This is a genomic window from Blastococcus sp. SYSU DS1024 (genome assembly GCF_054050795.1).
The window spans coordinates 114247-140257 of the sequence record NZ_JBJHAA010000007.1; the positions used below are offsets into that span (position 1 = coordinate 114247).

The window sequence follows — 26011 nt, forward strand, 5'->3', positions numbered from 1 at the left end:
GGTCGGCCTATCCTCGGCGCTCGTGACGACGACCCCGACCAGCGTGGCGGAGGCCGTCGCCCGCGCGGAGGAGGTGGCGCGGACCGTCGCGCTGCCCCTGGTGGAGCGGACCGACTCCGGGGTCTGGCCGGCCGAGGCGGTGCACGCGCTGCAGGCCGCCGGGCTGGGTGGGCTGGCCGCGCCCCGGTCGGTGGGCGGCTCCGGGCTGGGTCTGCGCGGGGTCGAGGCCGTCTGCGAGGCGCTCGGCCGGGTGTGCGCGTCGACGGCGCTGTGCTTCGGCATGCACTGCGTGGCCACCGCGGTGTTGGCGGCCAAGCACACCGACCGGCAGCGCAGCGAGTTCCTCGACGCGATCGTCGCCGGCGAGCACCTGACCACCCTGGCCCTGTCCGAGCCGGGCACCGGGGCCCAGTTCTGGTTGCCGCAGACCCGGATGACCCGGGACGGCGCGGGGCTGCTCGTCGCGGGCGAGAAGTCGTTCGTGACCAACGGGGGCAGGGCCGACTCCTACGTGGTGAGCACCGTGGCGGCCGACCCCGGGGCCCCGGTGGGGGAGTTCTCCTGCGTCCTGGTGCCGGCGGACGCCGAGGGCGTGGCCTGGGGGCACGCGTGGACCGGCATCGGGATGCGGGGCAACTCCTCCCGGGGCCTGCGGCTCGACGACGTCCGGCTCTCCCCGGAGCACCTGCTCGGCGCCGAGGGCGACCAGATCTGGTACGTCTTCGAGGTGGTGGCGCCGTACTTCCTGATGGCCATGGCGGGCACCTACGTCGGCGTGGCCCAGGCGTCGCTCGACGAGGCCACGGCGCACCTGGCCCGCCGGGCGCACGCGCACACCGGTCGCCGGCTGGCGGGCGAGCCGCTGCTGCAGCACCGGCTCGGTGTCCTCTGGGCGCAGGTGGAGCGCACCCGCCGGCTGGTCCACTGGGCGGCCGAGGAGGCCGACGCCGGCGGTCCCGCCGCGCTGCCGGGCCTCACGTCGGCGAAGGCCGAGGTCGCCCGGTGCGCCGTCGAGGTCACCAACGAGGCCATGACCCTGGTCGGTGGCATCGGCTACCGCGACCGCTCCCCGCTGGAGCGGCACCTGCGCGACGCCCGGGCGGCGGACGTGATGAGCCCGACGACCGACATCCTGCGCACCTGGACCGGCCGCGCGGCGCTCGGCCTGCCGCTGCTGGGCGAGTGAGCGGCCCGGACGGGTCGGGGCGCTGGGTCCTGGTCGAGCCCTCCACCGCCGACGTCGAGCTTCTCCGGGCGCTGCCCGGCATGGACCACGTCGCCCCGGGGGAGCTGGAGGTCCGGCTGGTCGACCCGCCCGAACCGGTCGACCTGGTGGTGATCGGCTCGCTGGCCGCGGCTCCGGTGGCGCTGGTGCAGCGCGCGCACCGGCTGGCGCCCGGGGCGGCCGTGGCCGTGCTGACGACCGCGCCGACGACGCTGCGGCGTGAGACGTCGTACGCCCCCGGGGTGCCGATCGAGCTGCTGGTGGCCTCGCCCGGCGAGCCGCACCTGCCCGAGCGCCTGCGCGACATCCGCCGGGCGGCCGTCGACCGGCGCCGGCACAGCGCCGTGCTGGCCGCGGTGGCCCGCCGGGCGGACGGCGCCCCCCAGGACGCCCCGCGCGGTCCGGCGGAGGTCGGTGGCGTGCTCGAGCACGCCCCCATCGCGGTCCTGGTCGTCGACCCCGCCGGGGCGCTGGTGGGCTGGAACCGCCGTGCCGAGGTCCTGTTCGGGCTCGTCCGCACGCCCACCGGGCATCCGGTGGACACGGTGCTCCCGGGTGCCGCCGCCTTCCTGGCGCCGGTCCTTGCCGGGGGCGCCGCCGGCACCGAGCCCCCGGAGACGATCCCGACGGCCGCCCACGTCCTCGTCGGCGGGCTCGTGGACGTGGAGCTGACCGCGGTCCGCAGCCAGACCGACGACGGCCGGCCGGTGGCGCTGCTCCTGGCGGTCGACGTGACCGCGCGGCGGGAGGCGGAGCGGGAGCGGGACCGGCTCGCCGGTCAGGTCAGCCTGCTCGCGCGGGTCTCGGAGTCGCTCGTGGGCTCGCTGGACGTCACCGACTCGATCGCCCGGCTGGCGGAGGCGGTGGTTCCCGCGATGGCGGACTGGGCCAGCATCCAGGTGCGCGGGGAGCACGACCGGCTCGTCGCCCACGTCGTCCGGCAGCGCGACCCGGCGCTGGCGCCCGTGGCCCGCCGGCTCGAGGCCGTCGTGGCCGGGCGGGGGACGGGGAGCGGACCCAGCCGGCGGGCGGCGGGCGGTGAGGCGGTCCTGCTGCCGGTCGTCGACGCCGGCACCCTGGCCGAGGAGGTGGCCGACGTAGAGCTGCGCGGTCTCGCGGAGCGCCTGGGTACGGCGAGCGCGCTGGCGGTGCCGCTGCCCGGGCGCTCCGGGATCCTGGGTTCGCTGCTGCTGGCCCGCGGGGCCGGTGCCGCGCCCTTCGGGGACCGCGACCTGTCGCTGGCCCGCGAGGTCGGCCGGCGGGCGGGCATCGTGCTCGACAACGCCCGGCTCTACGCCGGGCAGCGGCACCTGGCGACCGAGCTGCAGAACAGCCTGCTCACCGACCCGCCGGTCCTGCCCTTCGCCCGCGTCGCGGTCCGCTACGTCGCGGCGGCACGGGAGGCCCAGGTGGGCGGCGACTGGTACGACGCCTTCCGCCAGCGCAACGGCGACCTGACGGTGGTCATCGGCGACGTCGTGGGGCACGACACGCGGGCAGCGGCGGCCATGGGCCAGCTGCGGTCGCTCGTGCGCGGCATCGCCTACACCACCGCGGGGGCGCCCGACCAGGTGCTGACCGCGGTCGACGAGGCCGCCGGGGGGCTGGAGCTCGCGACGATGGCGACGGCGATCCTCGCCGAGCTCGCACCGACGGGCGCCGACGGTCAGGGCGGCGCGCGGCTGCGCTGGTCCAACGCCGGTCACCCGCCACCGGTCCTCCTCGGAGCCGACGGCACCACCCGGCTGCTCACCTACCGCGCCCGGCGCCCCGATCTGCTGCTGGGCGTCGACCCGGCAGCGCACCGGCGCACCGAGGAGGCCACCCTGCCGCCCGGATCGACCCTCCTGCTGTTCACCGACGGTCTCGTCGAGGACCGCGGGCACACGCTCGACGACGGGCTGGAGCTGCTGCTCGCGACCGTCGGCCACCACGCCGGGGAGGAGCTGGAGGACCTGTGCGACGCCGTCCTCGCGCGGATGGTGCCCCGCGGTGGTCAGGACGACGTGGCCATCGTCGCGGTCCGGCCCGGCTGCGCCGACGGAGGCGCCTGAGCAGGGCCCGGTCGCTGCCGGGCGTGTCGTGTCGTCGGCGTGTCGGTGTCGGGCGCGCCACCTGCGCCGGGAGCCACCCCAGCGAAACCAGACCGTCCGGATACCCGCGCTGACCAGGGATCATCACGCCGAGTGACCAACCGGGCGGCTATCGTGTGGACCCGGGGTCGTCCGGCTTCACGACTGCCCTGCTTGCTCGTGCGTGACCAGCGGATTTGCCGGGAACCACCAGGACCGTGAGGCTCGCAGCGGGGGCGCGGTGCGTCCCCGCGAACCGAATGACCGCCGGCCGGAGCACGGTCGACGACGACACGATTGGGTTGCACCATGCCCCTGCCTGACCTGTCCCCGGAACAGCGGGCCGCCGCCCTCGAGAAGGCGGCCGCCGCCCGCAAGGCGCGCGCCGAGCTGCGCGAGCGACTCAAGAGCAAGGGCGCCACGGTCGGCGACGTCCTGAAGCAGGGCGAGACCGACGAAGTGATCGGCAAGATGCGGGTCTCCGCCGTCCTGGAGTCCCTGCCGGGGGTCGGCAAGGCCCGGGCTGCGAAGATCATGGAACGCCTGGAGATCTCCCCCACGCGACGCGTGCGGGGGCTGGGCGCCAACCAGCGGCGGGCGCTGGAGGCCGAGTTCGGCGGCGAGCAGGTCGACGCCGAGCAGGTTCCCGCTGACGGCTCCGTCTGAGGAGGGGTCGCCGGCACCGCCGACGACCCCGGGCGAGGACGACGAGTGGCTGCAGCGACACCGGCACGGCTGACCGTGCTCTCCGGACCCTCCGGGGTCGGCAAGGGCACCGTGATAGCCGAGGTCCGGCGGCGGCACCCCGATGTGTGGGTGTCGGTGTCGGCCACCACTCGTCGTCCCCGGCCCGGTGAGGTCGACGGCGTGCACTACCACTTCGTCTCCGACGCGGAGTTCGACCGCCTGATCGCCGAGGACGGGCTGCTGGAGTGGGCCGAGTACGCGGGCAACCGCTACGGCACCCCGGTGGCGCCGGTCCGGGCCCAGCTGGCCACCGGGCGGCCGGCGTTGCTGGAGATCGAGCTGCAGGGTGCCCGGCAGGTGCGGGCGCGGGCGCCGGAGGCGCAACTGGTCTTCCTGGCCCCGCCGTCCTGGGCGGAGCTCGTCAGCCGGCTGGCCGGCCGGGGGTCGGAGCCGGTCGCCGTGCAGGAGCGGCGGCTGGCGATCGCGCAGGCCGAGCTCGACTCCTCCGGGGAGTTCGACGTGGTGGTCGTCAACGACGACGTGTCCCGCGCAGCGGACGAGTTGGTAGGCTTGCTGACTGCGCCGTCACCCGGTCCCGTTCCGGGCGGCAGCGCCCACGAGTGAGCCCGCCGGTCCGCCGGCCCGCCGCTCCCACGAAAACGATCGAGGAGACCCGTCCGACCGTGTCCGGAGTCGCACCCGCCCCCGAGGGCATCACCAACCCGCCGATCGACGAGCTGCTCGAGCGCACCAGCAGCAAGTACGGCCTGGTCATCTTCGCCGCCAAGCGCGCGCGCCAGATCAACGCCTACTACAGCCAGCTCTCCGAGGGCCTGCTGGAGTACGTCGGCCCGCTGGTCGACACCGCGCCCCAGGAGAAGCCGCTGTCGATCGCGCTCCGCGAGATCAACGAGGGTCTCCTGGCGCACACGGCCGGCGAGAACTGAGAGAGGACCCCGTCGCCCCCCACGCCTCGCACGCTCGGCGCGGGCCCCTGCGACGGGGCCGTTCCAGCCCCCTTTTGTGATGACGCCCCCGGCCCGCGCCGGGGGCGTCGTCGTGTCCGGGGGAGGATGAGGGCATGAGCCGGATCGTCCTGGGCGTCAGCGGTGGCGTCGCCGCCTACAAGGCCGCGCTGCTGCTGCGTGCCTTCACCGAGGCCGGGCACGACGTGCGCGTCGTCCCCACGCCCGGTGCGCTGCACTTCGTCGGCGCCGCCACCTTCGAGGCGCTGTCGGGCAACCCGGTCACCACCGACGTCTGGTCCGACGTCCCCGAGGTCGCGCACGTGCGCATCGGCCAGACCGCCGACCTCGTCGTCGTCGCCCCCGCCACCGCCGATCTGCTGGCGCGTGCAGCCGCGGGCCGGGCCGACGACCTGCTGACCGCGACCCTGCTCACGGCGCACTGCCCGGTGGTGTTCGTGCCGGCGATGCACACCGAGATGTGGCTGCACCCCGCCACCCAGGAGAACGTGGCCACGCTGCGCCGGCGGGGTGCGGTCGTGCTGCCGCCGGCCGTCGGCCGGCTCACCGGCCCCGACTCCGGTGCGGGCCGGTTGCCCGAGCCGGCCGACGTCGCCGCGCTGGCCGCGGTCGTGCTCGAGGGCGGGGCCGGTGCGCTGCCGCGGGACCTCGCCGGCCGCCGGGTCGTGATCAGCGCCGGGGGCACGCGTGAGCCGCTGGACCCGGTGCGCTACCTGGGAAACCGCTCCTCGGGGAGGCAGGGGTGGGCGCTGGCCCGGGTCGCCGCGGCCCGGGGCGCCGACGTGGTCCTCGTGGCGGCCAACGTCGAGGCCCCGGCGCCCTTCGGCGTCCGGGTCGTGGCCGTCGAGACCGCCGAGCAGCTGCGCACCGCGATGCTCGCGGAGGCCCCGGAGGCCGACGTGGTGGTCATGAGCGCGGCGGTCGCCGACTTCCGCCCGGCCGCCGTGGCCGGGACGAAGCTCAAGAAGGGCACGGCGGGGGAACCGACGGCGATCGAGCTCGTCCGCAACCCCGACGTGCTCGCCGAGCTCGTCACCGAGCGGCACCCGGGGCAGCTCGTGGTCGGCTTCGCCGCGGAGACCGGTGACGCCGACGCCGACGTGCTCACCCACGCCCGGGCGAAGCTCGCCCGCAAGGGGTGCGACCTGCTCGTGGTCAACGACGTCTCCGCAGGGCAGGTCTTCGGCCGCTCGGACAACGCCGTCGTGGTGCTCGCGGCCGACGGTGCCGAGACCGAGGTGCCCCAGGGGAGCAAGGACGCCGTGGCCGCCGGCATCTGGGCCGCCGTGGCTGCCCGGCTCGGTCCGTCGCCCCGCTCCTGAGCCACGCCGTCGTGCCGGCCCTGCCGGGCCGCCGGTAACGTGCGCACCCGGTGCCCGCGCACCGAACGACCCGCCGAGCCCACGTCCACGATCCCAGGGAGTACCGAGTGCCACGCCGCCTCTTCACGTCCGAGTCGGTGACCGAGGGCCACCCGGACAAGATCGCCGACCAGATCAGCGACGCGATCCTGGACGCGATGCTGACCCAGGACCCGCGCAGCCGGGTCGCCGTCGAGACGCTGATCACCACCGGTCAGGTCCACATCGCCGGCGAGGTCACCACGGCCGGGTACGTCGACATCCCGGCGATCGTCCGCGAGACCGTCCTGCGGATCGGCTACGACTCCTCGCGCAAGGGCTTCGACGGCGCGTCCTGCGGCGTCAGCGTCTCCATCGGCGCCCAGTCGCCGGACATCGCCCAGGGCGTCGACATCGGTTACGAGTCGCGGACGCAGGCACAGGTCCGCGAGCAGGACCAGGCCGTCGAGGACGCGATCGAGCGCCAGGGCGCCGGCGACCAGGGCCTGATGTTCGGGTACGCGACCGACGAGACCCCCGAGCTCATGCCGCTGCCGATCGCGCTGGCCCACCGGCTGTCCCGCCGGCTCTCCGCGGTGCGCAAGGACGGCTCGGTGCCCTACCTGCGTCCGGACGGCAAGACCCAGGTGACCGTCGTCTACGAGGACGACCGCCCGGTCGCCGTCGACACCGTCGTCGTCTCCTCCCAGCACGCCGAGGACATCTCGATCGAGACGCTGCTGACCCCCGACATCGAGGAGCTCGTCGTCGAGCCGGAGCTGGCCGCGCTCGGCCTGCCCACGACCGGTCACCGGCTGCTGGTGAACCCCACGGGCAAGTTCGTGATCGGCGGCCCGATGGGTGACGCCGGGCTCACCGGCCGCAAGATCATCGTCGACACCTACGGCGGCATGGCCCGCCACGGCGGCGGCGCCTTCTCGGGCAAGGACCCGTCGAAGGTGGACCGCTCCGCGGCCTACGCCATGCGCTGGGTGGCCAAGAACGTCGTGGCCGCGGGGCTGGCCCGGCGCTGCGAGGTGCAGGTCGCCTACGCCATCGGTGCCGCGCACCCGGTCGGCCTGTTCGTCGACACGCACGGCACCGGGACCGTCGCCGACGAGGTGCTCGAGAAGGCGATCACCTCGGTGTTCGACCTCCGCCCGGGCGCGATCGTGCGTGACCTGGACCTGCTGCGGCCGATCTACGGCCCCACCGCCGCCTACGGCCACTTCGGCCGCGCGGACCTCGACCTGCCGTGGGAGCGGCTGGACCGCGTCGAGGCGCTGCGCTCGGCCGTCGCCTGAGGTCCGCGTGATCCCCGGCCGCGGCCGGGAGCTGTCGGTATGAGCGGGGAGACTGGGCCGGTGCAGGTGGCCCGGGTCGTCGTGGACGTGCCGCTGGCGCACCTGGACCGGCCGTTCGACTACGCCGTCCCGGAGAAGTTCGCCGACACGGTGCGGCCGGGGTGCCGGGTGCGGGTCCGGTTCCGCGGCCGGTTGGTCGACGGTGTGGTCTGGGAGCTGGCGAACGGCACCGAGTTCGCCGGCACCCTGCAGCCGCTGTCCCACGTGCCCTCGGGGGAGCCGGTGCTGACCCCGCAGGTCGCCCGGCTGGTCCGCGCCGTGGCCGACCGCTACGCGGGCACCGCGAGCGACGTGCTGCGGCTGGCGCTGCCGCCCCGTCGGGCGGCCGCGGAGAAGCGGCCCACCCCCACCCCCGAGGAGCTGCCCGCGCCGCCGGATCCGGCCGGGTTCGCCCGCTACCAGGCCGGCCCGGCCCTGCTCGCGGCGCTGGCGGAGGGGCGCCCGGCGCGGGCCGTGTGGACGGCGCTGCCCGGTGAGGACTGGCCGACCCGGCTGGTCGAGCTGTGCCGCGCGGCGCTCTCCGGCCGGCGCGGCGCCCTGGTCGTCGTGCCCGACGGCAAGGACCTGGACCGGCTGACGGTGGCGGCGGAACGGCTGCTGCCGGAGCACTCCTTCACCGTGCTGCGCGCCGACGACTCACCGGAGAAGCGTTACCGCCGCTTCCTCGCCGCCTCACGGGGCGCCGCCCAGGTGGTGCTGGGTACCCGGGCGGCGATGTTCGCCCCCGTCCGCGACCTCGGGCTGGTGGTCGTGTGGGACGACGGCGACGACCTGCACTCCGAGGAGCGCGCCCCCTACCCGCACGCCCGGGACGTGCTGGTCCAGCGGGCCTGGCTGGACTCCTGCGCCGCGGTCGTCGCCGGCACCTCGCGCACCGCCGAGGCCGCGCTGCTGGTGGAGTCCGGGTGGGCGCACGAACTGGCCGCCGACCGTGCGGTGCTGCGCGCCGAGGCACCCCGGGTGCAGGCGCTCGGGGACGACTTCGAGCTGGCTCGCGACGCAGCGGCCCGCACCGCCCGGCTGCCCTCGCTGGCCTACGACGCGGCGCGCAAGGCCCTGGCCGCCGGCGCCCCGGTGCTGGTGCAGGTGCCCCGCCGCGGCTACGTCCCGTCCCTGGCCTGCGCCACGTGCCGGGCACCGGCCCGGTGCGCGAAGTGCGCCGGCCCGCTCGGCGTCTCGCCGCGGCCCGGCCCGGGCGGCGTCCGCATCCCGGCCTGCCGCTGGTGCGCCCGCCCGGCCGCCACCTTCGACTGCCCGCACTGCCACGGGACGAAGCTGCGGGCCGCGGTGGTGGGGGAGTCGCGCACCGCGGAGGAGCTCGCGCGGGCGTTCGCGGGCACGACCGTGCGCACCTCCGGCAGCACCTCCGGCGTGCTCGCCACGGTGCCGGCCGGTCCGGCGCTGGTCGTGGCCACGCCCGGCGCCGAGCCGGTGGCCGAGGGCGGGTACGGCGCCGCGCTGCTGCTGGATTCGTGGGCGCTGCTCGGCCGGGCCGATCTGCGGGCGGGGGAGGAGACGCTGCGCCGCTGGATGAACGCCGCAGCCCTGGTGCGACCGGCGCCGGCGGGTGGGCGCGTCGTGGTCGCCGCGGACGCCGCGCATCCGGTCGTGCAGGCGCTGGTGCGCTGGGACCCGGCGTGGCTGGCCGAACGCGAGCTCGCCGACCGCCGTGAGCTGGGCTTCCCGCCGGTGACCCGCATGGCCTCGCTGTCCGCCTCGCCCGCGGCCCTCGCCGAGTTCCTCACGGCGCTGCGGCTCCCCGAGGACGCCGACCTGCTGGGGCCCGTGCCCGAACCGCCCCGGCCGGGTCGGGAGGGCGAGCGGGAGCGCTACCTGGTGCGGGTGCCCCGCGGCTCCGGGGCGGCGCTGGCCTCCGCGCTGACCGAGGTGCAGGGCGTCCGCAGCGCGAAGAAGGTGCCCGAGCACGTCCGCGTCCACCTGGACCCGCTCGACCTCGTGTGAGGCAGGATCCGGCCGTGCGGACGATCGGGCTCCTGGGCGGGATGAGCTGGGAGAGCAGCGCCTTGTACTACCGGCTGCTCAACGAGGCGGTGCGCGAACGGCTGGGCGGCCTGCACTCGGCGCGCTGCATCCTGCTCTCGGTCGACTTCGCCGTCATCGAGCGGCTCCAGGCGGCGGGGGAGTGGGCCTCGGCCGGTGACCTGCTGGCGGCGGACGCCCGGCGGCTGCAGGCGGCCGGGGCGGAGCTGGTCGTCCTCTGCACGAACACCATGCACACCGTCGCCGACGCCGTCGCCGGCGCCGTCGACGTGCCCTTCCTGCACATCGGGGACAGCACCGCCGAGGCGGTCACGGCCGCCGGGCTCACCCGCGTCGGGCTGCTCGGCACCCGCTACACGATGGAGCAGCCGTTCCTGGCCGACCGGCTGGCGGCCGCGGGGCTCGACGTGCTCGTGCCCGGCCCCGACGACCGGGACGAGGTGCACCGGGTCGTCTACGAGGAGCTGGTGCTCGGGATCGTGCGCGAGGAGTCCCGCGGTGCCTACCGGGGGGTCGTCGACCGGCTCGTCGCCCGTGGGGCCCAGGGCGTGGTGCTCGGCTGCACGGAGATCGAGCTGCTGATCGGGCCGGACGACGTCGCCGTCCCCACCTTCCCGACGACGGCGCTGCACGTGGCTGCCGCCGTGCGGGCCGCGCTCGCCGAGGACGGCGCCGGGCCCCCGCATACGATCGTCCGGTGAGCGTCACCCCCATCCGGTTGTTCGGCGACCCGGTGCTGCACCGGCCGGCCGCGCCCGTCGTCGACTTCGACGCCGAGCTCCGGCAGCTCGTCACCGACCTGACCGAGACCATGCAGGCGGCCGGAGGTGCCGGGCTGGCGGCGCCGCAGATCGGCGTCCGTCTGCGTGTGTTCACCTGGTACGTCGACGGCGAGGTGGGCCACCTCGTCAACCCGGACGTCGCTGCCGTGGGCGAGGAGGTGCAGGACGGCCCGGAGGGCTGCCTCTCCATCCCCGACCTGCGCTACGACTGCCGCCGGCACCTGCACGTGGTCGCCTCCGGCTGGAACATGCACGGCGACCCGGTGCGCGTCGAGGGCTCCGAGCTGCTGGCCCGCGCCATCCAGCACGAGACCGACCACCTCGACGGCGTCCTGTTCGTCGACCGGCTCACCGAGGTCGACCGTGCCGCCGCGCTCGCCGAGATCCGGGCCGCCGAATGGGCCGGCTACGGCAGCTACCTCCCCGTCGTGAAGGTGAGCCCGCACTGAAGCTCCTGTTCGCCGGCACCCCGGCGCCCGCCGTCCCGTCCCTGGAGGCCCTGCTCGCCTCCGACCACGACGTCGTCGCCGTCCTCACCCGCCCGGACGCCCGCTCGGGGCGCGGCCGAAAGGTCAGCCGCTCGCCGGTCGCCGAGCGGGCCGACGCGGCCGGCGTCCCGGTGCTCCAGCCACGGACCCCCCGCGACCCGGAGTTCCTCGAGCGACTCGCGGCCCTCGGCGTCGACTGCGTGCCCGTCGTCGCCTACGGCGCCCTCGTGCCCCAGGCGGCGCTCGACGTGCCGCGGCACGGCTGGGTCAACCTGCACTTCTCGCTGCTCCCCGCGTGGCGGGGCGCCGCACCGGTGCAGCACGCGATCATGGCCGGCGACGAGGTGACCGGGGCCTCGACGTTCCTCCTGGAGGCGGGGCTGGACACCGGTCCGGTGTACGGCACGCTCACCGAGCCGATCCGGCCGCGGGACACCGCCGGTGACCTGCTCGGACGCCTGGCGGTCAGCGGCGCGGAGCTGCTCGTGGCGACCCTCGACGGCATCGCCGCCGGAGCGCTGGAGGCCCGGCCGCAGCCGGCCGAGGGCGTCAGCCTGGCCCCGAAGGTCGAGACCGCGGACGCCCGGGTCGACTGGGCGCTGCCCGCGCACGTGGTGGACCGGCGGATCCGCGGTGTGACGCCGGCGCCCGGCGCCTGGACGACGTGGCGGGGGGAGCGGCTGCGGCTCGGGCCCGTCACGCCGCTGCCCGACGGACCGGCCCTGGGCGCCGGTGAGGTGCGGGCCGAGGGCCGGGAGGTGCTCGTGGGCACCGGGAACCGCCCGGTGCGGCTGGGAGACGTGCAGCCGGCGGGCAAGCGGATGTTCGCGGCGACCGACTGGGCCCGCGGCGCGCGGCCGGCCCCCGGCGAGCGGCTGGGCGGCGAGTGACCCGCCCGGGCCGCGGCGGCGGCCAGGGACGACGGCGGCACCCCGCCACCCGTCGCCCGGTGCTGGACGGCGCCCGGCTGACCGCCTACGACGTCCTGGACGCCGTCTCCTCGCGTGACGCGTTCGCCAACCTGCTGCTGCCGCAGCTGCTCCGGGAGCGGCAGCTCGAGCCGCGGGACGCCGGCTTCGCCACCCAGCTGGCCTACGGGACGCTGCGCGCGCAGGGGACGCTCGACGCGATCCTCGCCGGCCTCGTCTCCCGCCCGCTGGGCGAGCTGGACCCCCGGGTGCTGGACCTGCTCCGGCTGGGCGCCTACCAGCTGGTCGACCTGCGGGTGCCCTCGCACGCGGCCGTGGACACCTCCGTCGACCTCACGCGTGCCATCGTGGGCGCGGGCGCCTCCGGACTGGTCAACGCCGTGCTGCGGAAGGTCGCCGCGGGCGGGGACCGGGCCGCGTGGCTGGCGAGGCTGGCGCCCGAGGGCGACGAGCGGCTGGCGCTGACCACCGACCACCCGCGGTGGATCGTCGACGCCTGGCGGGACGCGCTCGGCGGCGAGGCGGAGCTGGAGCAGGCGCTGCTGGCCGACGACGCCGCCCCCGAGGTGCACCTCGTCGCCCGCCGGATGGCGCGCGGCGACCTCGCCGAGGAGTCCGGGGGGCAGCCCGGTCCGTGGTCGCCGTACGCGGTGCGGCTGGGCGGGGGAGACCCCGGCCGGCTGGCGTCGGTGCGCTCGGGCCGCGCCGCGGTGCAGGACGAGGGCAGCCAGCTGGCCGCGCTGCTGCTCACCCGGGCGCCGGTCGAGGGGCCGGAGAGCGCCTGGCTGGACATGTGCGCCGGGCCGGGCGGCAAGGCCGGTCTGCTCGCCGTCACCCGGCCGGACGGCGTGCGGCTGACCGCGGCCGACCGGGCTCCGCACCGCGCCGAGCTGGTCCGCCAGGCGCTGCGTGACGAGGCCGACGTCGAGGTGGTGGCCGCCGACGGCCGCGAGCCGCCGTGGGCGGCGGGGAGCTTCGACCGGGTGCTGCTGGACGCGCCCTGCACCGGGCTCGGCGCGCTGCGGCGCCGGCCGGAGGTCCGCTGGCGGCGGACGCCGGAGGACGTCGCCCCGCTGGTGGAGCTGCAGACCGAACTGCTGGCCGCCGCGCTCGCCTCGGTGCGCCCGGGGGGCGTGCTGGCCTACGTCACGTGCTCGCCGCACACCGAGGAGACGGTGGCCGTCGTCGACACCGCCGCCGCCCGGGACGACGTCGAGGTGCTGCCGGTCGCGCCGCTGTTCCCCGAGGTCCCCGGCATCGCGCGCGGCGACTACGCGCAGCTGTGGCCGCACCGGCACGGCACGGACGCCATGTTCATGGCGCTGCTCCGCCGGACCCGCTGACCGCGTCGTGCGGCCGAGACGACCGGGCACCGTGCCAGGATCCGGCAATGGTGTCGTACGTGTCGCACACCAGCGTCGACTGCGCTGACGCCTACGCGCTGTCGCGCTGGTGGCAGGCCGTCCTCGACTACGTCGAGGATCCGGAAGACCCGAACGGGCCCGGCCACGAGGAGTGCCTCATCAGGTCGCGCGACGGGCACCACCTGGTGCTCTTCATCGAGGTGCCCGATCCGAAGCGGGTGAAGAACCGGGTGCATCTGGATCTGCGTCCGCGGGAGGGCACGCGCGACGAGGAACTCGCCCGCCTGCTGGCGCTGGGTGCGACGGCCGTCGACGACCGCCGCAACCCCGACGGGACCGGCTGGGTGGTTCTCGCCGACCCCGAGGGGAACGAGTTCTGCATCCTGCGCAGCACGGCGGAGGTCGCCGCGTCGCGCGGGCCGGACGGCGCCTGAGCGCCGGTCAGAAGGGTGGTGGATCCTCCGCCGGGTCCGGCGGCGGCTCTGGTGGTGCGGTGAGGACGCGGTAGCCGGGTGGTCGGCTGGTGCGGGTGGCGCCGGTGGGGGTGATGACGGTGAGGACGCCGTCGTCGCTCATCGTGTGCTGCCAGCCGGGGGCGAAGGTCTTGAGCCGGTGGTGGTGGCGGCACAGGCAGCACAGGTTCTCGCAGGCGGTGGCGCCGCCGTCGGCGTGGGGGAGGACGTGGTCGAGGTCGGCCCAGGCGGCGGGTGCGGTGCAGCCGGGGTGGCGGCAGGTGCGGTCGCGGGCCTCGAGGAAGCGGTGCTGGGCGGCCGAGGGCCGGTAGCGGTCCACTGCCGCCGGCGGGCGCAGCAGCGGGCACCCGCAGGACCGGTCGGGGTGGTCGGGCTGGTCGGACCGGTCGGGGTGGTGGGGGCAGCCGCGGGTGGCCAGCCGGGCCAGCTCGGTGCGGCCGGTGATCGCCAGCAGTGCCCCGGTCCTATCGGTGAGCGCGATCTGCAGGCTGCCGCCGGACGGCGCGTGCACGCCCAGGCCGTCGAGTTGGGTGAGCAGTTCGCGCAGGTGGGCGGCGGTGATCGGCTCCCCGTCGACCTCCCCGACCGGCGCGGCCGCACCCGGCGGGGTGAACGCCGCGGGCAGCGGGGCGCCGGCGGCGAGGAACCGGCCGGGAGTCAATGCGTCCAGTGGTGCGACCACGGTCAGCTGCGCGGTCACCGCCGGCTGCTGCTGCCAGGGGCGCAGCAGCAGATCGGCCAGCGCTCCGGCGCGCAGCATCCCGATCGGCCGCGTATCCCCGGCGTCCTTCGCCGCGCGGGCGTGCCGATCCAGGGCGTCGCGGCAGGCGCGGGCCTCGGGATGGGGCAGCAGGGCGCGCAGCTCGCTCATCCCGTCCCCGACCGGGCGCACCGTCACATCCGCCGCCCGCCGACGGGCCTCCCGCCGCCGGTCGGCCGCGGCGGCATCGCGGGCCAGCAGCTCGGTGCGCACCGCCGCCCGCAGCTTCCCCACCCCCAGCTCGACCGCTCCCGGCAGCACCGCCGCCTCGGCGGCGGCGATCACGTCCGGGTCGGTGTCGGCGCCGGTGGCGGCGACCTCGGCGGCGATCGCCCGGGCTCGGGGCCAGTCCAGCCGCCCCAGCCGCAGCGCGGCGAAGGTGGCCGGCAGCACGGTGGTGAGCACGTGGGCGTGCTCCAACTGCGTCACCGCGCTCGTGCGGCTGCAGTTCTGCACCGCGGCCAGCTCATCGGGCACGAACTCACTGGCCCCCGCCGGTCCGACCTGCCCGGGGCGTTCACCGCCGGGCAGCGGATCCGCCGGCGCCGGGCGGGCCGCGGCCAGGTCCATCACCAGCTCCGCCCGCAACGCGGCCAGCCGAGCCTCCGCGGCCACGATCTGCCCCAGCAGCTCCGCCGCCTCTGCCGCCGACCGCCGGGCCGGCAGCCAGGCACTCAACGGCTCGTCCCACCGCGCCGGATCAGGATCCTCCAGCTCCCACGGTGAAGGCGCGTCGGACACCGGCGCCACGGTCACCCCGACCGCGAACCCGACCACCGACATACCCGCAGGCTAAGCACGGGGTACGACAGTTCCCGCAGGTCGACGCTGCACGAGGGTCAGCCGGTCAGCCCCCTCACCAGACCGGCCAGCAGACCGATCACCAGCACCGCCGCCATCGCCAGTAGCGCGGTGCGGGGCCGGGTGAACCAGCGCTCGGCGCGACCGGGTGGCGGTACCTCACGGGGTGGACCGGGTGGGTCGGCGAGCCACCGCCGAGCCCACGCGACCCGGCGCCGCCACCACACGGTGAGGCCCACGGCCCCGCCGGCGACGAGGAGCGCGGCGGGCACGGTGGAGACGGGCCGGTCCCAACGGGCACCCAGCAGCAGGGCGGCCGGCCCCACCGGGAGGACCCAGACCAGCCAGCCGACGCCTGCCTGGTAGCGCGCCTGGACGTCGGCGCGCTCGCGCAACCCCGGGCCGGGATCCACCCGGTACCGGAGGGCGTGGCCGATCCGGTGCGCCTCGGCCGACCGGGCGCGCAGTCGTGGGCTCAGCCGGACCACCAGATGGCCGCTCACGACGATGGCCGTCAGGACGCCGATGGCGACCCAGGCCGCGGCGCCTTCCCACACCGCCCACCGTCCCTGGAGGGTGACGAGGCAGGCGAAGAGCAACGCCAGCTGGGGCAGCGCCAGCCAGTCGGTACGGCGCCCGCGGTGCTCGACGGCGGACCAGTCGACGTCCGGACCGGTGCTCACGACAGGTCCTCCGGGCGCGGTGGCGGGTGTTCGGCGAGCCGACGTCGCCAGCGCAGTGCCTGCATCGCCGCCACCCTAGGAAGAGCGGCAGGCAGGCATCGCGACGGTCACCCGATCGTGTGCGGCGGGGACGGGCCGGGCGGCCGCCACACGGCCGCCACCCGGCCGACCGTCAGAAGGGGAACTGCCGCCGGGTGTGCTGGACGCTGATCCAGTGATCGGTGGTGAACTCCTCGATCGCCCACTCGCCGCCGAACCGGCCGAGCCCCGAATCCTTCTCGCCACCGAAGGCGGTGTTGTTCTCGTCGTTGAGCGGGGAGTCGTTGACGTGGGTCATGCCCGCCTCCACCTGCAGCGCGAAGTTGACGCCGCGCAGGGTGTCCCGGGTGAAGACGGCGCTGGAGAGCCCGTACTCGGTGTCGTTGGCGATGGCCAGCGCCTCGGCCTCGTCGCGGGCGCGAATGATCGTCGCGACCGGGCCGAACACCTCCTGCCGGGCGGTGGCGACGTCGTTCGTGCCCAGCAGCACGTGCGGGGGCAGCACCGAGCCGATCGGGCCGGTCGGCTCGCCGCCGAGCAGCTGGTCGGCGCCGTCCTCCCGCGCCTGGGCGACCTTCTCCTGGATCCCCTCGAGCTGCTTGCCGTTGATGATGGGGCCGATCACGGTGTCGCCCTCGCGGGGGTCGCCGGCCTTGAGCCCGCGCACCCGCTCCACGTAGCGGTCGACGAACTCGTCGTGCACCGCGGCGTCCACCACGATCCGGTTGGTGATCATGCAGACCTGCCCCTGGTGGAAGAACTTCCCGAAGACGGCGGCGTCCACCGCGTACTCGAGGTCGGCGTCGTCGAGCACCACCAGCGGGCCGTTGCCGCCCAGCTCGAGCGAGAGCTTCTTCAGCCCTGCCTTCTCGGCGATGCCCTTGCCCACCGGGGTGGACCCGGTGAAGGAGACGACGCGGGGCGTGGGGTGGCTGACGATCGCGTCGCCGATGTCGCGTCCGGCGCCGATGACGACCGACAGCAGGCCCGGTGGCAGCCCGGCCTCCTCGTAGACCTTGGCGAGCAGGAGCCCGCCGGTCACCGGGGTGTCACCGGCCGGCTTGAGGACGACGGCGTTGCCGAGTGCCAGCGCCGGCGCGACCGAGCGGTTGGACAGGTGCATCGGCACGTTCCACGGGCTGATGACGGCGACCACGCCGACCGGGCGGCGGTAGACCCGGCTCTCCTTGCCCTCGATGTCGGCCGGCAGGATCCGGCCCTCCATCCGGTACGGGTAGGACGACGCCTCGTGGAAGTCCCGCAGGGTGATCGCGAACTCGAACTCGGCGGCCGGTGCCGCGGCCCCGCTCTCGCGGATGTGCCAGTCGACGATCTCGTCCTTGCGCGCCTCCATGATGCGGGCGGCGCGGCGCATCACGTCGGCGCGGTCGCTGGGCAGCCGGGCCGCCCACTCGCGCTGCGCCTGCTTGGCGGTCGCGTACGCCTCGTCGAGGTCCTCGGCGTTCGCCAGCGGGATCTCGGTCAGCGTCTCGCCGGTGTAGGGATCGGTGTCGGTGGCGGTCTTCCCGGCGCGCCCGGCGCGCCAGGTGCCGCCGATCGGCATGCGGTCGAAGCCGTCGTAGCGCTCGGGGGCGGTGGTGTCGGAAGCCATGGATCTGGCCCTACCCGGTCGTGTGCGACGGACACGTGGCGGTGGGCCGGCCGGTCAGCTGCGGGCAGGTCCGGGCGGGTCGGCGAGCCAGCGACGGCCGGCCCGGGCCTGGGTGGTGCTGTCCACCAGGAGGACCACGCCCGCGATCGTCACCAGGACGGCGCCCGGGACCGTGGTCCCGAGCTCATCCCAGTCGCCCAGGACCACGTGGATGCCGATGATGGCCGGGACGCCCACCCGGGCAAAGAACCGCTGGCGCGCCATCCGGTCCGCCACGCGGTCGGCTCGCGCTCGCCGGCCCGGCCCCGGGTCCCTGTGGTGGACGACGGCGTATTCGGCCAGCAGGCGCTCCTGCTGCCGTTGCCGGCCGCGCTCGGTCCCCAGGAAACCCCATCCCAGGAGCGCCAGGACGAGGGCACCAGCGGCTACGGCGGTCCACGTGCCCGTGGACCAGCTCGCCGGCTCCAGCCGCAGCAGAGCGAAGCCCACCGCGAAGGGCGGCAGGCCGCCCGCGAGCATGCGGAGCTCGTGCCGGGCCCGCTCGCGCACCGCCGCGGCGGCATCCTCGGCCGGCAGGGTCCGGGTCCGCGCGGTGGACGCGCCGGACCGGCTGGTCCCGGTCGCCTGCGCCGGACCGTGGAACGGTCGCCCGGTCACCGCCCGGTCACCGCCCGGCGACGGGCCCGGCGAGGAGAACCGGGACCGGGGAGTGGTGGGTGACGTGCTCCGCGACGCTCCCGAGCATGCGGTGGGACAGGCCGCGCCCCCGCCGGCCGACGACCACGACGTCGGCGTCCTCCTGACCGGCCACCTCCAGCAGCGCCGAGCCCGGCCGGCCGCTGACCAGCTCCACGACGGGTCTGGCGCCGGAGAACCAGGTGGCCCGCTCCTCCAGCAGGCCGCGGCACCTGTCCCGCTCGGTGTGATCGGCGAACTCGACGACGTCGGGGTCGACCGCCATGACGAGCACCACCCGGGGGCCGTCGCCGGAGAAGAGCTGTGCCGCGTCCCGCAACGACCGGTCGGACTCCGCGGACCCGTCGACGCCCACCACGACCGTCATCGCGCCGTCGGCCCGCGAGGCACCGGAGTCCGCCAGCGGTGTCCGCTCGACCACGCGGTGCTCGCGGCGGCCGCGCTCGATGGCCACCGGCACGAACAGCGGGCCCAGCACGGCGCCGAGGAAGTACCACTGGGGATCGCGGTAACCCCGGCGCCCGAGGAAGAGGGCGGCACCACAGCCCACGGCGATCCAGACGACCAGGACGAGGGCGACGAGGGCGGGCGTCGGCATGGTGCTCCTCCCGTGCTGCGGGGGCCGCGGCGGTCGCGTCCCTCCACGTCTGACGCCCGACGGACGGGTCGGGTTCCAGCACGCGTCGCCACCTAGACTCGGCGGCCGTGCCCCGGCAACCGTCGATCGCCCCCAGCCTGCTGTCCGCGGACTTCGCCCACCTGGCGGATGAGGTGGCGCGCGTGGCCGACGCGGACTGGCTGCACGTCGACGTCATGGACGCGCACTTCGTCCCGAACCTGACCCTGGGGCTCCCGGTCGTCCAGGCGATCCAGCGGGTCAGCCCCGTGCCCCTGGACTGCCACCTCATGATCGAGGACCCCGAGCGCTGGGCGCCCGGGTACGCCGAGGCCGGGGCACGCAACGTCACCGTGCACGCCGAGGCCTGCACCGACCCCCGGGCGGTGGCCCGGGACCTGCGCGCAGCGGGTGCGCTGGCCGGGCTGGCGATCAAGCCCGGTACGCCGTTGGAGGACTACCTCGACGTCCTCGCCGACTTCGACACCCTGCTGGTGATGAGCGTCGAGCCCGGCTTCGGTGGGCAGTCGTTCATCGCCGACGTGCTGCCCAAGGTGCGGCAGGCCCGCGAGCTGGTCGACGCCGGGGAGCTCCGCCTGCTGGTCGAGATCGACGGCGGCATCAACGCCGACACCATCGAGCAGGCCGCCGAGGCCGGCGTCGACATGTTCGTCGCCGGGTCCGCCGTCTACGGCGCCGACGATCCCGCGAAGGCCATCGCCGCGCTACGCGCGCAGGCCGCCGCGGCGATGCGCGGGTGACCCTCGCCCCGGTCGAGCGGTCCGCGATGGCGCGGGCCCGGGAGCTCGGCGCTTCCGTGCTGGGGACGACGAGCCCCAACCCCGCGGTGGGCGCGGTCGTCGTCGCCGCCGACGGCAGCGTGGTGGGGGAGGGGGCCACCGCCCCGCCCGGCGGCCCGCACGCCGAGGTGCGCGCCCTGGCCCAGGCCGGCGAGCGGGCCCGCGGGGGCACCGCCGTCGTCACGCTGGAGCCGTGCGCGCACACCGGGCGCACCGGTCCGTGCGCCGATGCGCTGCTGGCCGCCGGGATCGCCCGGGTCGTCGTCGCCGTGCCCGAGCCGACCGAGCTGGCCGGCGGGGGAGCGGCGCGGCTCCGAGCCGCCGGCGTCGACGTCGTCCTGGGGATCGAGCAGGAGGCCGCCGAGCGCGGCGCGCTCGCCGGCTGGCTCACCGGGGTCCGGGAGCACCGCCCGTACGTGATCTGGAAGGTCGCCGCCACGCTCGACGGACGGGTCGCCGCCGCCGACGGCAGCAGCCGCTGGGTCACCGGGCCGGAGGCGCGCGCCGAGGTGCACCGGCTGCGGGCCGGTTGCGACGCCGTCGTCGTCGGTTCCGGCACCGCCCTCACCGACGACCCGCAGCTCACGGTGCGCGACGACGCCGGCCGGGACGCCGACCGGCAACCGCTGCGGGTGGTCGTCGACCGCCGCGACCGGCTGCCGGCCTCGGCCCGGGTGCTCGACGACGTCGCGCCGACCCTGGTCAGCCGGGCCGCCGCACCGGCGGACCTGCTGGCCGAGCTGTTCGCCCGTGACGCACGCCGGGTGCTGCTCGAGGGTGGCCCGACGCTCGCTGCCGCGTTCCTGCGCGACGGCCTGGTCGACGAGGCCGTCGTCCACCTCGCGCCGAAGCTGCTGGGGGCCGGCCCGTCGCTGGTGGGGGACCTGGGAATCACCGGGATCGGCTCGGCGCTGTCCTTCTCGGTCGCCGATCTCACCCCCCTGGGCGGGGACGTGCAGATCCGGCTGCACCCCACCCGGCACACTGGTCGGGTGGCCCGCACCGGCGGGACCGGCACGGACGGAGGGAGCTGAGGTGTTCACCGGCATCGTCGAAGAGGTGGGCACCCTGGCCGGACGCGAGGACCAGGGCGACTCCGCCGTCCTGAGCATCCGCGCCCGCACCGTGCTGACCGACGTCTCGCTGGGCGACTCCATCGCCGTCAACGGCGTCTGCCTCACGGTCACGGGTGTGCAGCCGGGCGCCGACGGCGCCGGTGTGTGGACCACCGACGTCATGGCCGAGACGCTGCGCCGCAGCAGCCTGGACGCGGTCGCCGACGGCGCACCGGTCAACCTGGAGCGCGCGGTCGCCCCGCACACCCGCCTGGGCGGGCACATCGTGCAGGGCCACGTCGACGGCGTGGGCGAGATCCTGTCCCGCACGCCGGCGGAGCACTGGGAGGTCGTGCGCATCGGCCTGCCCACCGGGCTCGCCCGCTACGTCGTCGAGAAGGGCTCCATCGCCGTCGACGGCGTCTCGCTGACCGTCAGCGCGGTCAGCGCCGCGACCGACCCCGAACCCTGGTTCGAGGTCAGCCTCATCCCCACCACCCTCCGCGAGACCACGCTCGGCGCGCGCGCCCCGGGGGAGCCCGTCAACCTGGAGGTCGACGTGATCGCCAAGTACGTGGAACGCCTGCTGGGGGCCCGCGCATGAGCGAGCCCCGCACCCGGCTGGACTCCATCGAGACAGCCATCGCCGCCATCAAGGACGGCCGGCCCGTGGTCGTCGTCGACGACGAGGACCGCGAGAACGAGGGCGACCTCATCTTCGCCGCGGAGCTCGCCACCCCCGAGCTGGTGGCGTTCATGGTCCGGTACACCTCCGGCTACGTGTGCGTGGCCGTGACCGAGGCCGACGCCGACCGGCTGGACCTGCCGCCCATGCACCGGGTGAACCAGGACCGCCTCGGCACCGCCTACACGGTCACCGTCGACGCCCGGGAAGGCGTCACCACCGGCATCTCCGCCGCGGACCGGGCGCACACCATCCGCACCCTGGCCGCCGCCGACACCACCTCGGCCGACCTGGCCCGCCCCGGTCACGTCGTCCCGCTGCGCGCCCGCGACGGCGGCGTGCTGCGCCGGCCGGGCCACACCGAGGCCGCCGTCGACCTGGCGCTGCTGGCCGGGCTGCGCCCGTCCGGCGTCCTCTGCGAGATCGTCAGCGAGAAGGACCCGACCGGCATGGCCCGCAGCGAGGAGCTGCGGCTGTTCGCGGACGAGCACGACCTGTGCCTGATCTCCATCGCCGACCTGATCGCCTACCGCAAGCGGTTCGACAAGCTCGTCGAGCGGGTGGCCGAGGCCATCGTGCCGCTGGCCCCGGGCACGTTCACCGCCGTCGGCTACTCGAGCTCCTACGACGAGCGCGAGCACGTGGCCTTCGTCTACGGGGACATCGGCGACGGCGAGGACGTGCTGGTGCGGGTGCACTCCGAGTGCCTCACCGGCGACGTCTTCGGCTCGCTGCGCTGCGACTGCGGGCCCCAGCTGCAGGCCGCGCTCGCCGCCGTCGCCCAGGAGGGCCGCGGGATCGTGCTCTACATCCGCGGGCACGAGGGCCGGGGCATCGGGCTGCTGCACAAGCTGCAGGCCTACCAGCTGCAGGACATGGGCGCCGACACCGTCGACGCCAACCTCGACCTCGGGTTGCCCGCCGACGCGCGCGACTACGGCACCGGCGCGCAGATCCTCGTCGACCTGGGCGTGCACACCATGCGGCTGCTGACCAACAACCCGGCCAAGCGCGCCGGGCTGGAGGGCTACGGCCTGCGCGTGCTCGGCCGGGTGCCGCTGCCCAGCCACGTCACCGCGGAGAACCTGGGGTACCTGCGCACCAAGCGCGACCGCATGGGCCACCTGCTCGACATCATCGAGCCCGAGACCGAGTCCGGCCCGGCCGACGCCCCGGGCGCCACCACGGTGCCGGGCACCGATGTGCCCCTCGGCCAGGACGAGCAGCCGGCATGAGCGGCACCGGAGCGCCGCGGGCGACCCCGGTCGACGCGGCCGGGCTGACGCTGGGCATCGTCGCCACCACGTGGCACGCCGAGATCACCGGCGCGCTGCTGGACCGCGCCGTCGCGGCCGCCGAGGCCTGCGGGGTGCCCGCGCCGACCGTCGTCCGCGTGCCGGGCGCCGTGGAGCTGCCCGTCGTCGCGCAGGCCCTGGCGGAGCGCCACGACGCCGTCGTCGCGCTCGGCGTCGTGGTGCGCGGGGGGACGCCGCACTTCGAGTACGTCTGCGATGCCGTGACCGCGGGGCTCACCCGCGTCGCCCTCGACGCCGGCAAGCCGGTGGGCAACGGAGTCCTCACCACCAACGACGAGCAGCAGGCCCGCGACCGGTCGGGGCTGCCCGGCTCGGGCGAGGACAAGGGCTGGGAGGCCACCCTCGCCGCGCTGCAGACCGCGCTCGTGCTCCGCGAGCTCCGGTCGCCGCAGCGGCAGACCGGGTTCTCCGTCACCCCCGCCCGCCAGGAGACCCGGTCGTGAAGACCTTCGACAGCCTGTTCGCCGAGCTCGCCGCCAAGGTGGCCGCCGGGGATGCCGCGTCCGGCACCGTCGCCGCGGTGCGGGACGGCGTGCACGCGGCCGGGAAGAAGGTCGTGGAGGAGGCCGCCGAGTCCTGGATGGCCGCCGAGCACGAGGGCGCCGGCCGCACCGCCGAGGAGATCAGCCAGCTCCTCTACCGGGTGCAGGTGCTCATGCTGGCGCGGGGTCTCACGCTCGACGACGTCTACGCTCACCTCTGAGAGGACCCCGCTGCCCCCCACCGCTCGCTTCCCTCGCGGCGGGGCACCTGCAGCGGGGCCGTTCCATCACGTCCCGTTAGGAGTGGCCGAGTGCTGCGCGTCGCCGTGCCGAACAAGGGTGTCCTGAGCGAGCCGGCGGCGGAGATGCTCGCCGAGAGCGGCTACCGCCAGCGGCGCAGCACCAAGGACCTCGCGGTCTACGACCCCGAGAACGACACCGAGTTCTTCTACCTGCGCCCGCGGGACATCGCGGTGTACGTGGCCGCCGGCACGCTCGACGTCGGCATCACCGGCCGCGACATGCTGCTGGAGACCGCTCCCGCCGACGGGGAGGGCCCGAGCGCGGTGGAGGTCATGCCGCTGGGCTTCGGTCGCTCGTCGTTCCGGTTCGCGACCCCGGTGGAGTCGGCGATCCAGCAGGTGGAGCAGCTGGCCGGCAAGCGGATCGCCACCGCCTACCCGGTGCTCCTGCGGCGCTACCTGGACGAGCAGGGGATCAAGGCCGACGTGGTGAAGCTCGACGGCGCGGTGGAGACCGCCTGCCGGCTGGACGTCGCCGACGCGGTCTGCGACGTGGTGGAGACCGGGACGACGCTGCGCGCCGCGGGGCTGCACATCATCGGGGAGCCGGTGCTCAGCAGCGAGGCCATCCTCGTGCGCCGCGAGGGGGCCGAGGAGATCCCCGCAGTGGCGCAGCTGCGCCGTCGGCTCCGCGGTGTGCTGGTCGCCCGGCAGTACGTGATGCTCGACTACGACTGCCCCAACGAGCTGCTCGACCGCGCCACCGCGATCACCCCGGGCATCGAGGGGCCGACGGTCAGCCCGCTGCAGACGCCGGGCTGGTCGGCGGTGCGGGCCATGATCGCCCGCACCGAGACCAACCGGGTGATGGACGAGCTCTGGGAGCTCGGCGCCCGGGCGATCCTCGTCACCAGCATCCACGCCTCCCGGATCTGACCGACCCGCCGGCCACGGTGGAACCCGGGGGCGGCGTCGCTCGTCTCCACCGGCATGCGACGCCTGCTGCTCCTCGGTCTCCTGGCCTGGGCCCTCGTCCTGGGCGCCTGCGCCACGGGGCGGAGCGACGGTGACGCGGCGGCGACCGCCGACGGGGGGAGCGCGACCGACGGCGGCGGCCCGTCGGGCGCCTCGCAGGCGGAGAACGAGCTGCGGATCGTGGTCGACCGCGGGGACGGGACGCCGCCGGAGACCTGGACGCTGACCTGCGACGGCGTCGTCGAGGGCACCCACCCGCGGGCGGAGGAGGCCTGCGCCCACCTCGAGGACATGACCGAGCCGTTCGCGCCGTTGCCGGACGACCTGGTCTGCACCGAGCAGTACGGCGGTCCGCAGACCGCCCGCATCACCGGGCGCTGGGAGGGTGAGCCGGTCGACCTGGAGCTGTCCCGCGTCGACGGGTGCCGCATCGCGCAGTGGGACGCCCTGGGGCCCGTCCTGCCCGTGCCGGTGGGGGAGCCGGCGACGCCGCTCGGCTGACGCTCCGGACACCCGCGCCCGGGGCTGCGGTCAGCGGACGCGTGCGGTGCGCTCCACCAGGTCGATGGCGGTGCACAGGCCCAGCGCCATGGCCCGGCCGCTGGTGGCGCCGGTGGCCAGCAGGCGGCCGATCGCCGGCCCGAGGGGGCGCTCACCGACCAGACCGCGGAGCACCGCGGCGTACTCACCGCTGACCTGGCCCGCGGCCGCGTGCCGCAGGAGCGCCCGGGACAGCTCGGTCGTCCGGCCACCGGCCAGGGAGCACACGCCGGCGGCGAAGCGCTCCGCCGCCGGGTGCCCGAGGAGCACCAGGCCGGCGATCGTCCCGGCCACGACGTCGTCCCCGGCCGGCGTCAGCCCCGGGCCGAGGCCGATGAGCCGGGTGGCGGTGCGCAGCGCGGCCTCGAGGTCGGCGCGGCGCACGGCGCCGCGCAGGGCGGCCAGCGGGCCACCGGGGCCGGTGGGCAGGCCGGGCAGGGTGAAGGCGCTGTGCGGGACGCCCTCGCCGTAGAGGGCGTTGCGCAGGTGCCGGACGCCCTCGGGCAGGAGCGCGGGCCGGTCCCCGGGCAGCCGCGGTCGCGGGTCCCACCAGGCCGACGCGCTCACGGCGAGGTCGCCGACGACGATCCGCCCGGCCCCCACCTCGGCGGGTGCGCCCGCGGGGAGCCCGGCCAGCGGGCGCCCGTTGCTCGGGCGGAAGAGGACGCAGCCGAGCGGCAGCCGGGCGGCATCGCTGGTCAGCACGCCGACGACCTCACCGAGGCCGCGCTCGCCGACCACCTGCACGTACAGGGCGGCGGGGAGGCTGAGCAGCACGCGCGCCGGGCGGGCAGGGCCGCGCAGCACGTCGGCGACGGCGGTGCTCGCCGCGGCCGGCACCGCGGCCGTCGGCTGGGTGCGGGCGGCGGCTCGCGCCGACTCGCGGGGGAGGGGGATCGTCCGAACGCCGGCGCGCACGGCACGGCCGTGCGCGGTGAGGTGCTCGCTCGAGTCGGTCCGGACCTCGGTGTCGTCGATCGCGCGCATGGGCCGCCTCC

27 protein-coding genes are annotated in these 26011 nt (G+C 76.0%); 21 read left to right on the forward strand and 6 right to left on the reverse strand.

Features of this window, described 5'->3' with window-relative positions; genetic code table 11:
* The first annotated feature begins 22 nt into the window (after positions 1-22).
* From ACI79S_RS08785 to ACI79S_RS08845, 13 genes are all read left to right on the forward strand, one after another.
* Entirely contained in the window at positions 23-1186 is a 1164-nt protein-coding gene (locus ACI79S_RS08785; protein WP_456593064.1) for an acyl-CoA dehydrogenase family protein, read from the forward strand.
* The gene (locus ACI79S_RS08790; protein WP_456593065.1) at positions 1183-3279 is read left to right on the forward strand and encodes a SpoIIE family protein phosphatase; all 2097 of its coding nucleotides are present in this window, start codon (positions 1183-1185) and stop codon (positions 3277-3279) included. Before ACI79S_RS08785 ends, ACI79S_RS08790 begins: the two co-directional genes overlap by 4 nt.
* Positions 3280-3606: 327 nt before the next feature.
* Positions 3607-3963, forward strand: a complete 357-nt coding sequence (gene mihF, locus ACI79S_RS08795) for an integration host factor, actinobacterial type (protein ID WP_456593066.1) — start codon at positions 3607-3609, stop codon at positions 3961-3963.
* A gap of 45 nt (positions 3964-4008) precedes the next feature.
* The gene (gmk, locus tag ACI79S_RS08800; RefSeq protein WP_456593067.1) at positions 4009-4608 is read left to right on the forward strand and encodes a guanylate kinase; all 600 of its coding nucleotides are present in this window, start codon (positions 4009-4011) and stop codon (positions 4606-4608) included.
* Between the two features lie 59 nt (positions 4609-4667).
* Positions 4668-4931 (forward strand): DNA-directed RNA polymerase subunit omega, encoded by a 264-nt coding sequence (gene rpoZ, locus ACI79S_RS08805; protein WP_014376157.1) that lies wholly within the window; start codon positions 4668-4670, stop codon positions 4929-4931.
* 134 nt (positions 4932-5065) lie between these two features.
* The gene (gene coaBC, locus ACI79S_RS08810; RefSeq protein ID WP_456593068.1) at positions 5066-6292 is read left to right on the forward strand and encodes a bifunctional phosphopantothenoylcysteine decarboxylase/phosphopantothenate--cysteine ligase CoaBC; all 1227 of its coding nucleotides are present in this window, start codon (positions 5066-5068) and stop codon (positions 6290-6292) included.
* Positions 6293-6399: 107 nt separating this feature from the next.
* Positions 6400-7614, forward strand: a complete 1215-nt coding sequence (metK, locus tag ACI79S_RS08815; protein ID WP_456593069.1) for a methionine adenosyltransferase — start codon at positions 6400-6402, stop codon at positions 7612-7614.
* A gap of 39 nt (positions 7615-7653) precedes the next feature.
* The gene (locus ACI79S_RS08820; RefSeq protein WP_456593070.1) at positions 7654-9636 is read left to right on the forward strand and encodes a primosomal protein N'; all 1983 of its coding nucleotides are present in this window, start codon (positions 7654-7656) and stop codon (positions 9634-9636) included.
* A 14-nt stretch (positions 9637-9650) separates the two neighbouring features.
* Positions 9651-10376: an aspartate/glutamate racemase family protein gene (locus tag ACI79S_RS08825; protein WP_456593071.1), complete on the forward strand. Its 726-nt coding sequence runs from the start codon at positions 9651-9653 to the stop codon at positions 10374-10376.
* Positions 10373-10906: a peptide deformylase gene (def, locus tag ACI79S_RS08830; protein ID WP_456593072.1), complete on the forward strand. Its 534-nt coding sequence runs from the start codon at positions 10373-10375 to the stop codon at positions 10904-10906. Before ACI79S_RS08825 ends, def begins: the two co-directional genes overlap by 4 nt.
* Complete coding sequence (gene fmt, locus ACI79S_RS08835) at positions 10855-11835, forward strand: methionyl-tRNA formyltransferase (protein ID WP_456593073.1); 981 nt, start codon at positions 10855-10857, stop codon at positions 11833-11835. The genes def and fmt overlap by 52 nt, the downstream gene beginning before the upstream one ends.
* Positions 11832-13217: an RsmB/NOP family class I SAM-dependent RNA methyltransferase gene (locus ACI79S_RS08840; RefSeq protein WP_456593074.1), complete on the forward strand. Its 1386-nt coding sequence runs from the start codon at positions 11832-11834 to the stop codon at positions 13215-13217. Before fmt ends, ACI79S_RS08840 begins: the two co-directional genes overlap by 4 nt.
* 47 nt (positions 13218-13264) lie before the next feature.
* On the forward strand, positions 13265-13672 hold the full coding sequence (locus ACI79S_RS08845) for a VOC family protein (protein WP_456593075.1): 408 nt from the start codon (positions 13265-13267) through the stop codon (positions 13670-13672).
* Positions 13673-13679: 7 nt separating this feature from the next.
* Here the strand turns inward: ACI79S_RS08845 and ACI79S_RS08850 are convergent, their stop codons facing one another.
* The 5 genes from ACI79S_RS08850 to ACI79S_RS08870 all read right to left on the reverse strand — a co-directional run bounded on the left by ACI79S_RS08850 (position 13680) and on the right by ACI79S_RS08870 (position 18900).
* Positions 13680-15254 carry a DUF222 domain-containing protein gene (locus ACI79S_RS08850; protein ID WP_456593076.1) on the reverse strand — a complete coding sequence of 525 codons (1575 nt, stop codon included), beginning with the start codon at positions 15252-15254 and terminating at the stop codon, positions 13680-13682.
* 56 nt (positions 15255-15310) lie between these two features.
* The gene (locus tag ACI79S_RS08855; protein WP_456593077.1) at positions 15311-15955 is read right to left on the reverse strand and encodes a hypothetical protein; all 645 of its coding nucleotides are present in this window, start codon (positions 15953-15955) and stop codon (positions 15311-15313) included.
* A 172-nt stretch (positions 15956-16127) separates the two neighbouring features.
* Positions 16128-17606 carry an aldehyde dehydrogenase family protein gene (locus ACI79S_RS08860; protein WP_456593078.1) on the reverse strand — a complete coding sequence of 493 codons (1479 nt, stop codon included), beginning with the start codon at positions 17604-17606 and terminating at the stop codon, positions 16128-16130.
* 54 nt (positions 17607-17660) lie between these two features.
* Positions 17661-18263 (reverse strand): hypothetical protein, encoded by a 603-nt coding sequence (locus ACI79S_RS08865; RefSeq protein ID WP_456593079.1) that lies wholly within the window; start codon positions 18261-18263, stop codon positions 17661-17663.
* A 7-nt stretch (positions 18264-18270) separates the two neighbouring features.
* Positions 18271-18900: a universal stress protein gene (locus ACI79S_RS08870; protein ID WP_456593080.1), complete on the reverse strand. Its 630-nt coding sequence runs from the start codon at positions 18898-18900 to the stop codon at positions 18271-18273.
* Positions 18901-19007: 107 nt separating this feature from the next.
* Between ACI79S_RS08870 and rpe the strand changes: the two genes are divergently transcribed.
* From rpe to ACI79S_RS08910, 8 genes are all read left to right on the forward strand, one after another.
* Positions 19008-19679, forward strand: coding sequence for a ribulose-phosphate 3-epimerase (gene rpe, locus ACI79S_RS08875; RefSeq protein ID WP_456593081.1), 672 nt, complete (start codon positions 19008-19010; stop codon positions 19677-19679).
* Positions 19676-20752, forward strand: a complete 1077-nt coding sequence (gene ribD / locus ACI79S_RS08880; protein WP_456593082.1) for a bifunctional diaminohydroxyphosphoribosylaminopyrimidine deaminase/5-amino-6-(5-phosphoribosylamino)uracil reductase RibD — start codon at positions 19676-19678, stop codon at positions 20750-20752. Before rpe ends, ribD begins: the two co-directional genes overlap by 4 nt.
* Before the next feature lies 1 nt (position 20753).
* Complete coding sequence (locus ACI79S_RS08885; protein ID WP_456593083.1) at positions 20754-21377, forward strand: riboflavin synthase; 624 nt, start codon at positions 20754-20756, stop codon at positions 21375-21377.
* Positions 21374-22693 carry a bifunctional 3,4-dihydroxy-2-butanone-4-phosphate synthase/GTP cyclohydrolase II gene (locus ACI79S_RS08890; protein ID WP_456593084.1) on the forward strand — a complete coding sequence of 440 codons (1320 nt, stop codon included), beginning with the start codon at positions 21374-21376 and terminating at the stop codon, positions 22691-22693. The genes ACI79S_RS08885 and ACI79S_RS08890 overlap by 4 nt, the downstream gene beginning before the upstream one ends.
* Positions 22690-23217: a 6,7-dimethyl-8-ribityllumazine synthase gene (gene ribH / locus ACI79S_RS08895; RefSeq protein WP_456593085.1), complete on the forward strand. Its 528-nt coding sequence runs from the start codon at positions 22690-22692 to the stop codon at positions 23215-23217. Before ACI79S_RS08890 ends, ribH begins: the two co-directional genes overlap by 4 nt.
* The gene (locus ACI79S_RS08900) at positions 23214-23477 is read left to right on the forward strand and encodes a phosphoribosyl-ATP diphosphatase (protein WP_456593086.1); all 264 of its coding nucleotides are present in this window, start codon (positions 23214-23216) and stop codon (positions 23475-23477) included. The genes ribH and ACI79S_RS08900 overlap by 4 nt, the downstream gene beginning before the upstream one ends.
* Before the next feature lie 90 nt (positions 23478-23567).
* On the forward strand, positions 23568-24434 hold the full coding sequence (gene hisG, locus ACI79S_RS08905) for an ATP phosphoribosyltransferase (RefSeq protein ID WP_456593087.1): 867 nt from the start codon (positions 23568-23570) through the stop codon (positions 24432-24434).
* 54 nt (positions 24435-24488) lie between these two features.
* Positions 24489-24974 carry an SSI family serine proteinase inhibitor gene (locus tag ACI79S_RS08910; RefSeq protein WP_456593088.1) on the forward strand — a complete coding sequence of 162 codons (486 nt, stop codon included), beginning with the start codon at positions 24489-24491 and terminating at the stop codon, positions 24972-24974.
* A gap of 30 nt (positions 24975-25004) precedes the next feature.
* On the opposite strand, the gene ACI79S_RS08915 is transcribed toward ACI79S_RS08910, so the two are convergent.
* A complete protein-coding gene (locus ACI79S_RS08915) occupies positions 25005-26000 on the reverse strand; it encodes a DUF2877 domain-containing protein (RefSeq protein WP_456593089.1) in 996 nt (331 codons plus the stop codon).
* Between the last annotated feature and the right edge of the window lie 11 nt (positions 26001-26011).

Bases quoted from the DNA above. Each gene is read 5' to 3' on its own strand.
- mihF (WP_456593066.1), top strand. From the start codon at position 3,607: ATGCCCCTGCCTGACCTGTCCCCGGAACAGCGGGCCGCCGCCCTCGAG.
- coaBC (WP_456593068.1), top strand. From the start codon at position 5,066: ATGAGCCGGATCGTCCTGGGCGTCAGCGGTGGCGTCGCCGCCTACAAG.
- ACI79S_RS08820 (WP_456593070.1), top strand. From the start codon at position 7,654: ATGAGCGGGGAGACTGGGCCGGTGCAGGTGGCCCGGGTCGTCGTGGAC.
- fmt (WP_456593073.1), top strand. From the start codon at position 10,855: ATGGGCCGGCTACGGCAGCTACCTCCCCGTCGTGAAGGTGAGCCCGCA.
- ACI79S_RS08845 (WP_456593075.1), top strand. From the start codon at position 13,265: ATGGTGTCGTACGTGTCGCACACCAGCGTCGACTGCGCTGACGCCTAC.
- ACI79S_RS08850 (WP_456593076.1), bottom strand. From the start codon at position 15,254: ATGTCGGTGGTCGGGTTCGCGGTCGGGGTGACCGTGGCGCCGGTGTCC.
- ACI79S_RS08860 (WP_456593078.1), bottom strand. From the start codon at position 17,606: ATGGCTTCCGACACCACCGCCCCCGAGCGCTACGACGGCTTCGACCGC.
- ACI79S_RS08870 (WP_456593080.1), bottom strand. From the start codon at position 18,900: ATGCCGACGCCCGCCCTCGTCGCCCTCGTCCTGGTCGTCTGGATCGCC.
- ACI79S_RS08890 (WP_456593084.1), top strand. From the start codon at position 21,374: ATGAGCGAGCCCCGCACCCGGCTGGACTCCATCGAGACAGCCATCGCC.
- ribH (WP_456593085.1), top strand. From the start codon at position 22,690: ATGAGCGGCACCGGAGCGCCGCGGGCGACCCCGGTCGACGCGGCCGGG.
- ACI79S_RS08910 (WP_456593088.1), top strand. From the start codon at position 24,489: ATGCGACGCCTGCTGCTCCTCGGTCTCCTGGCCTGGGCCCTCGTCCTG.
- ACI79S_RS08915 (WP_456593089.1), bottom strand. From the start codon at position 26,000: ATGCGCGCGATCGACGACACCGAGGTCCGGACCGACTCGAGCGAGCAC.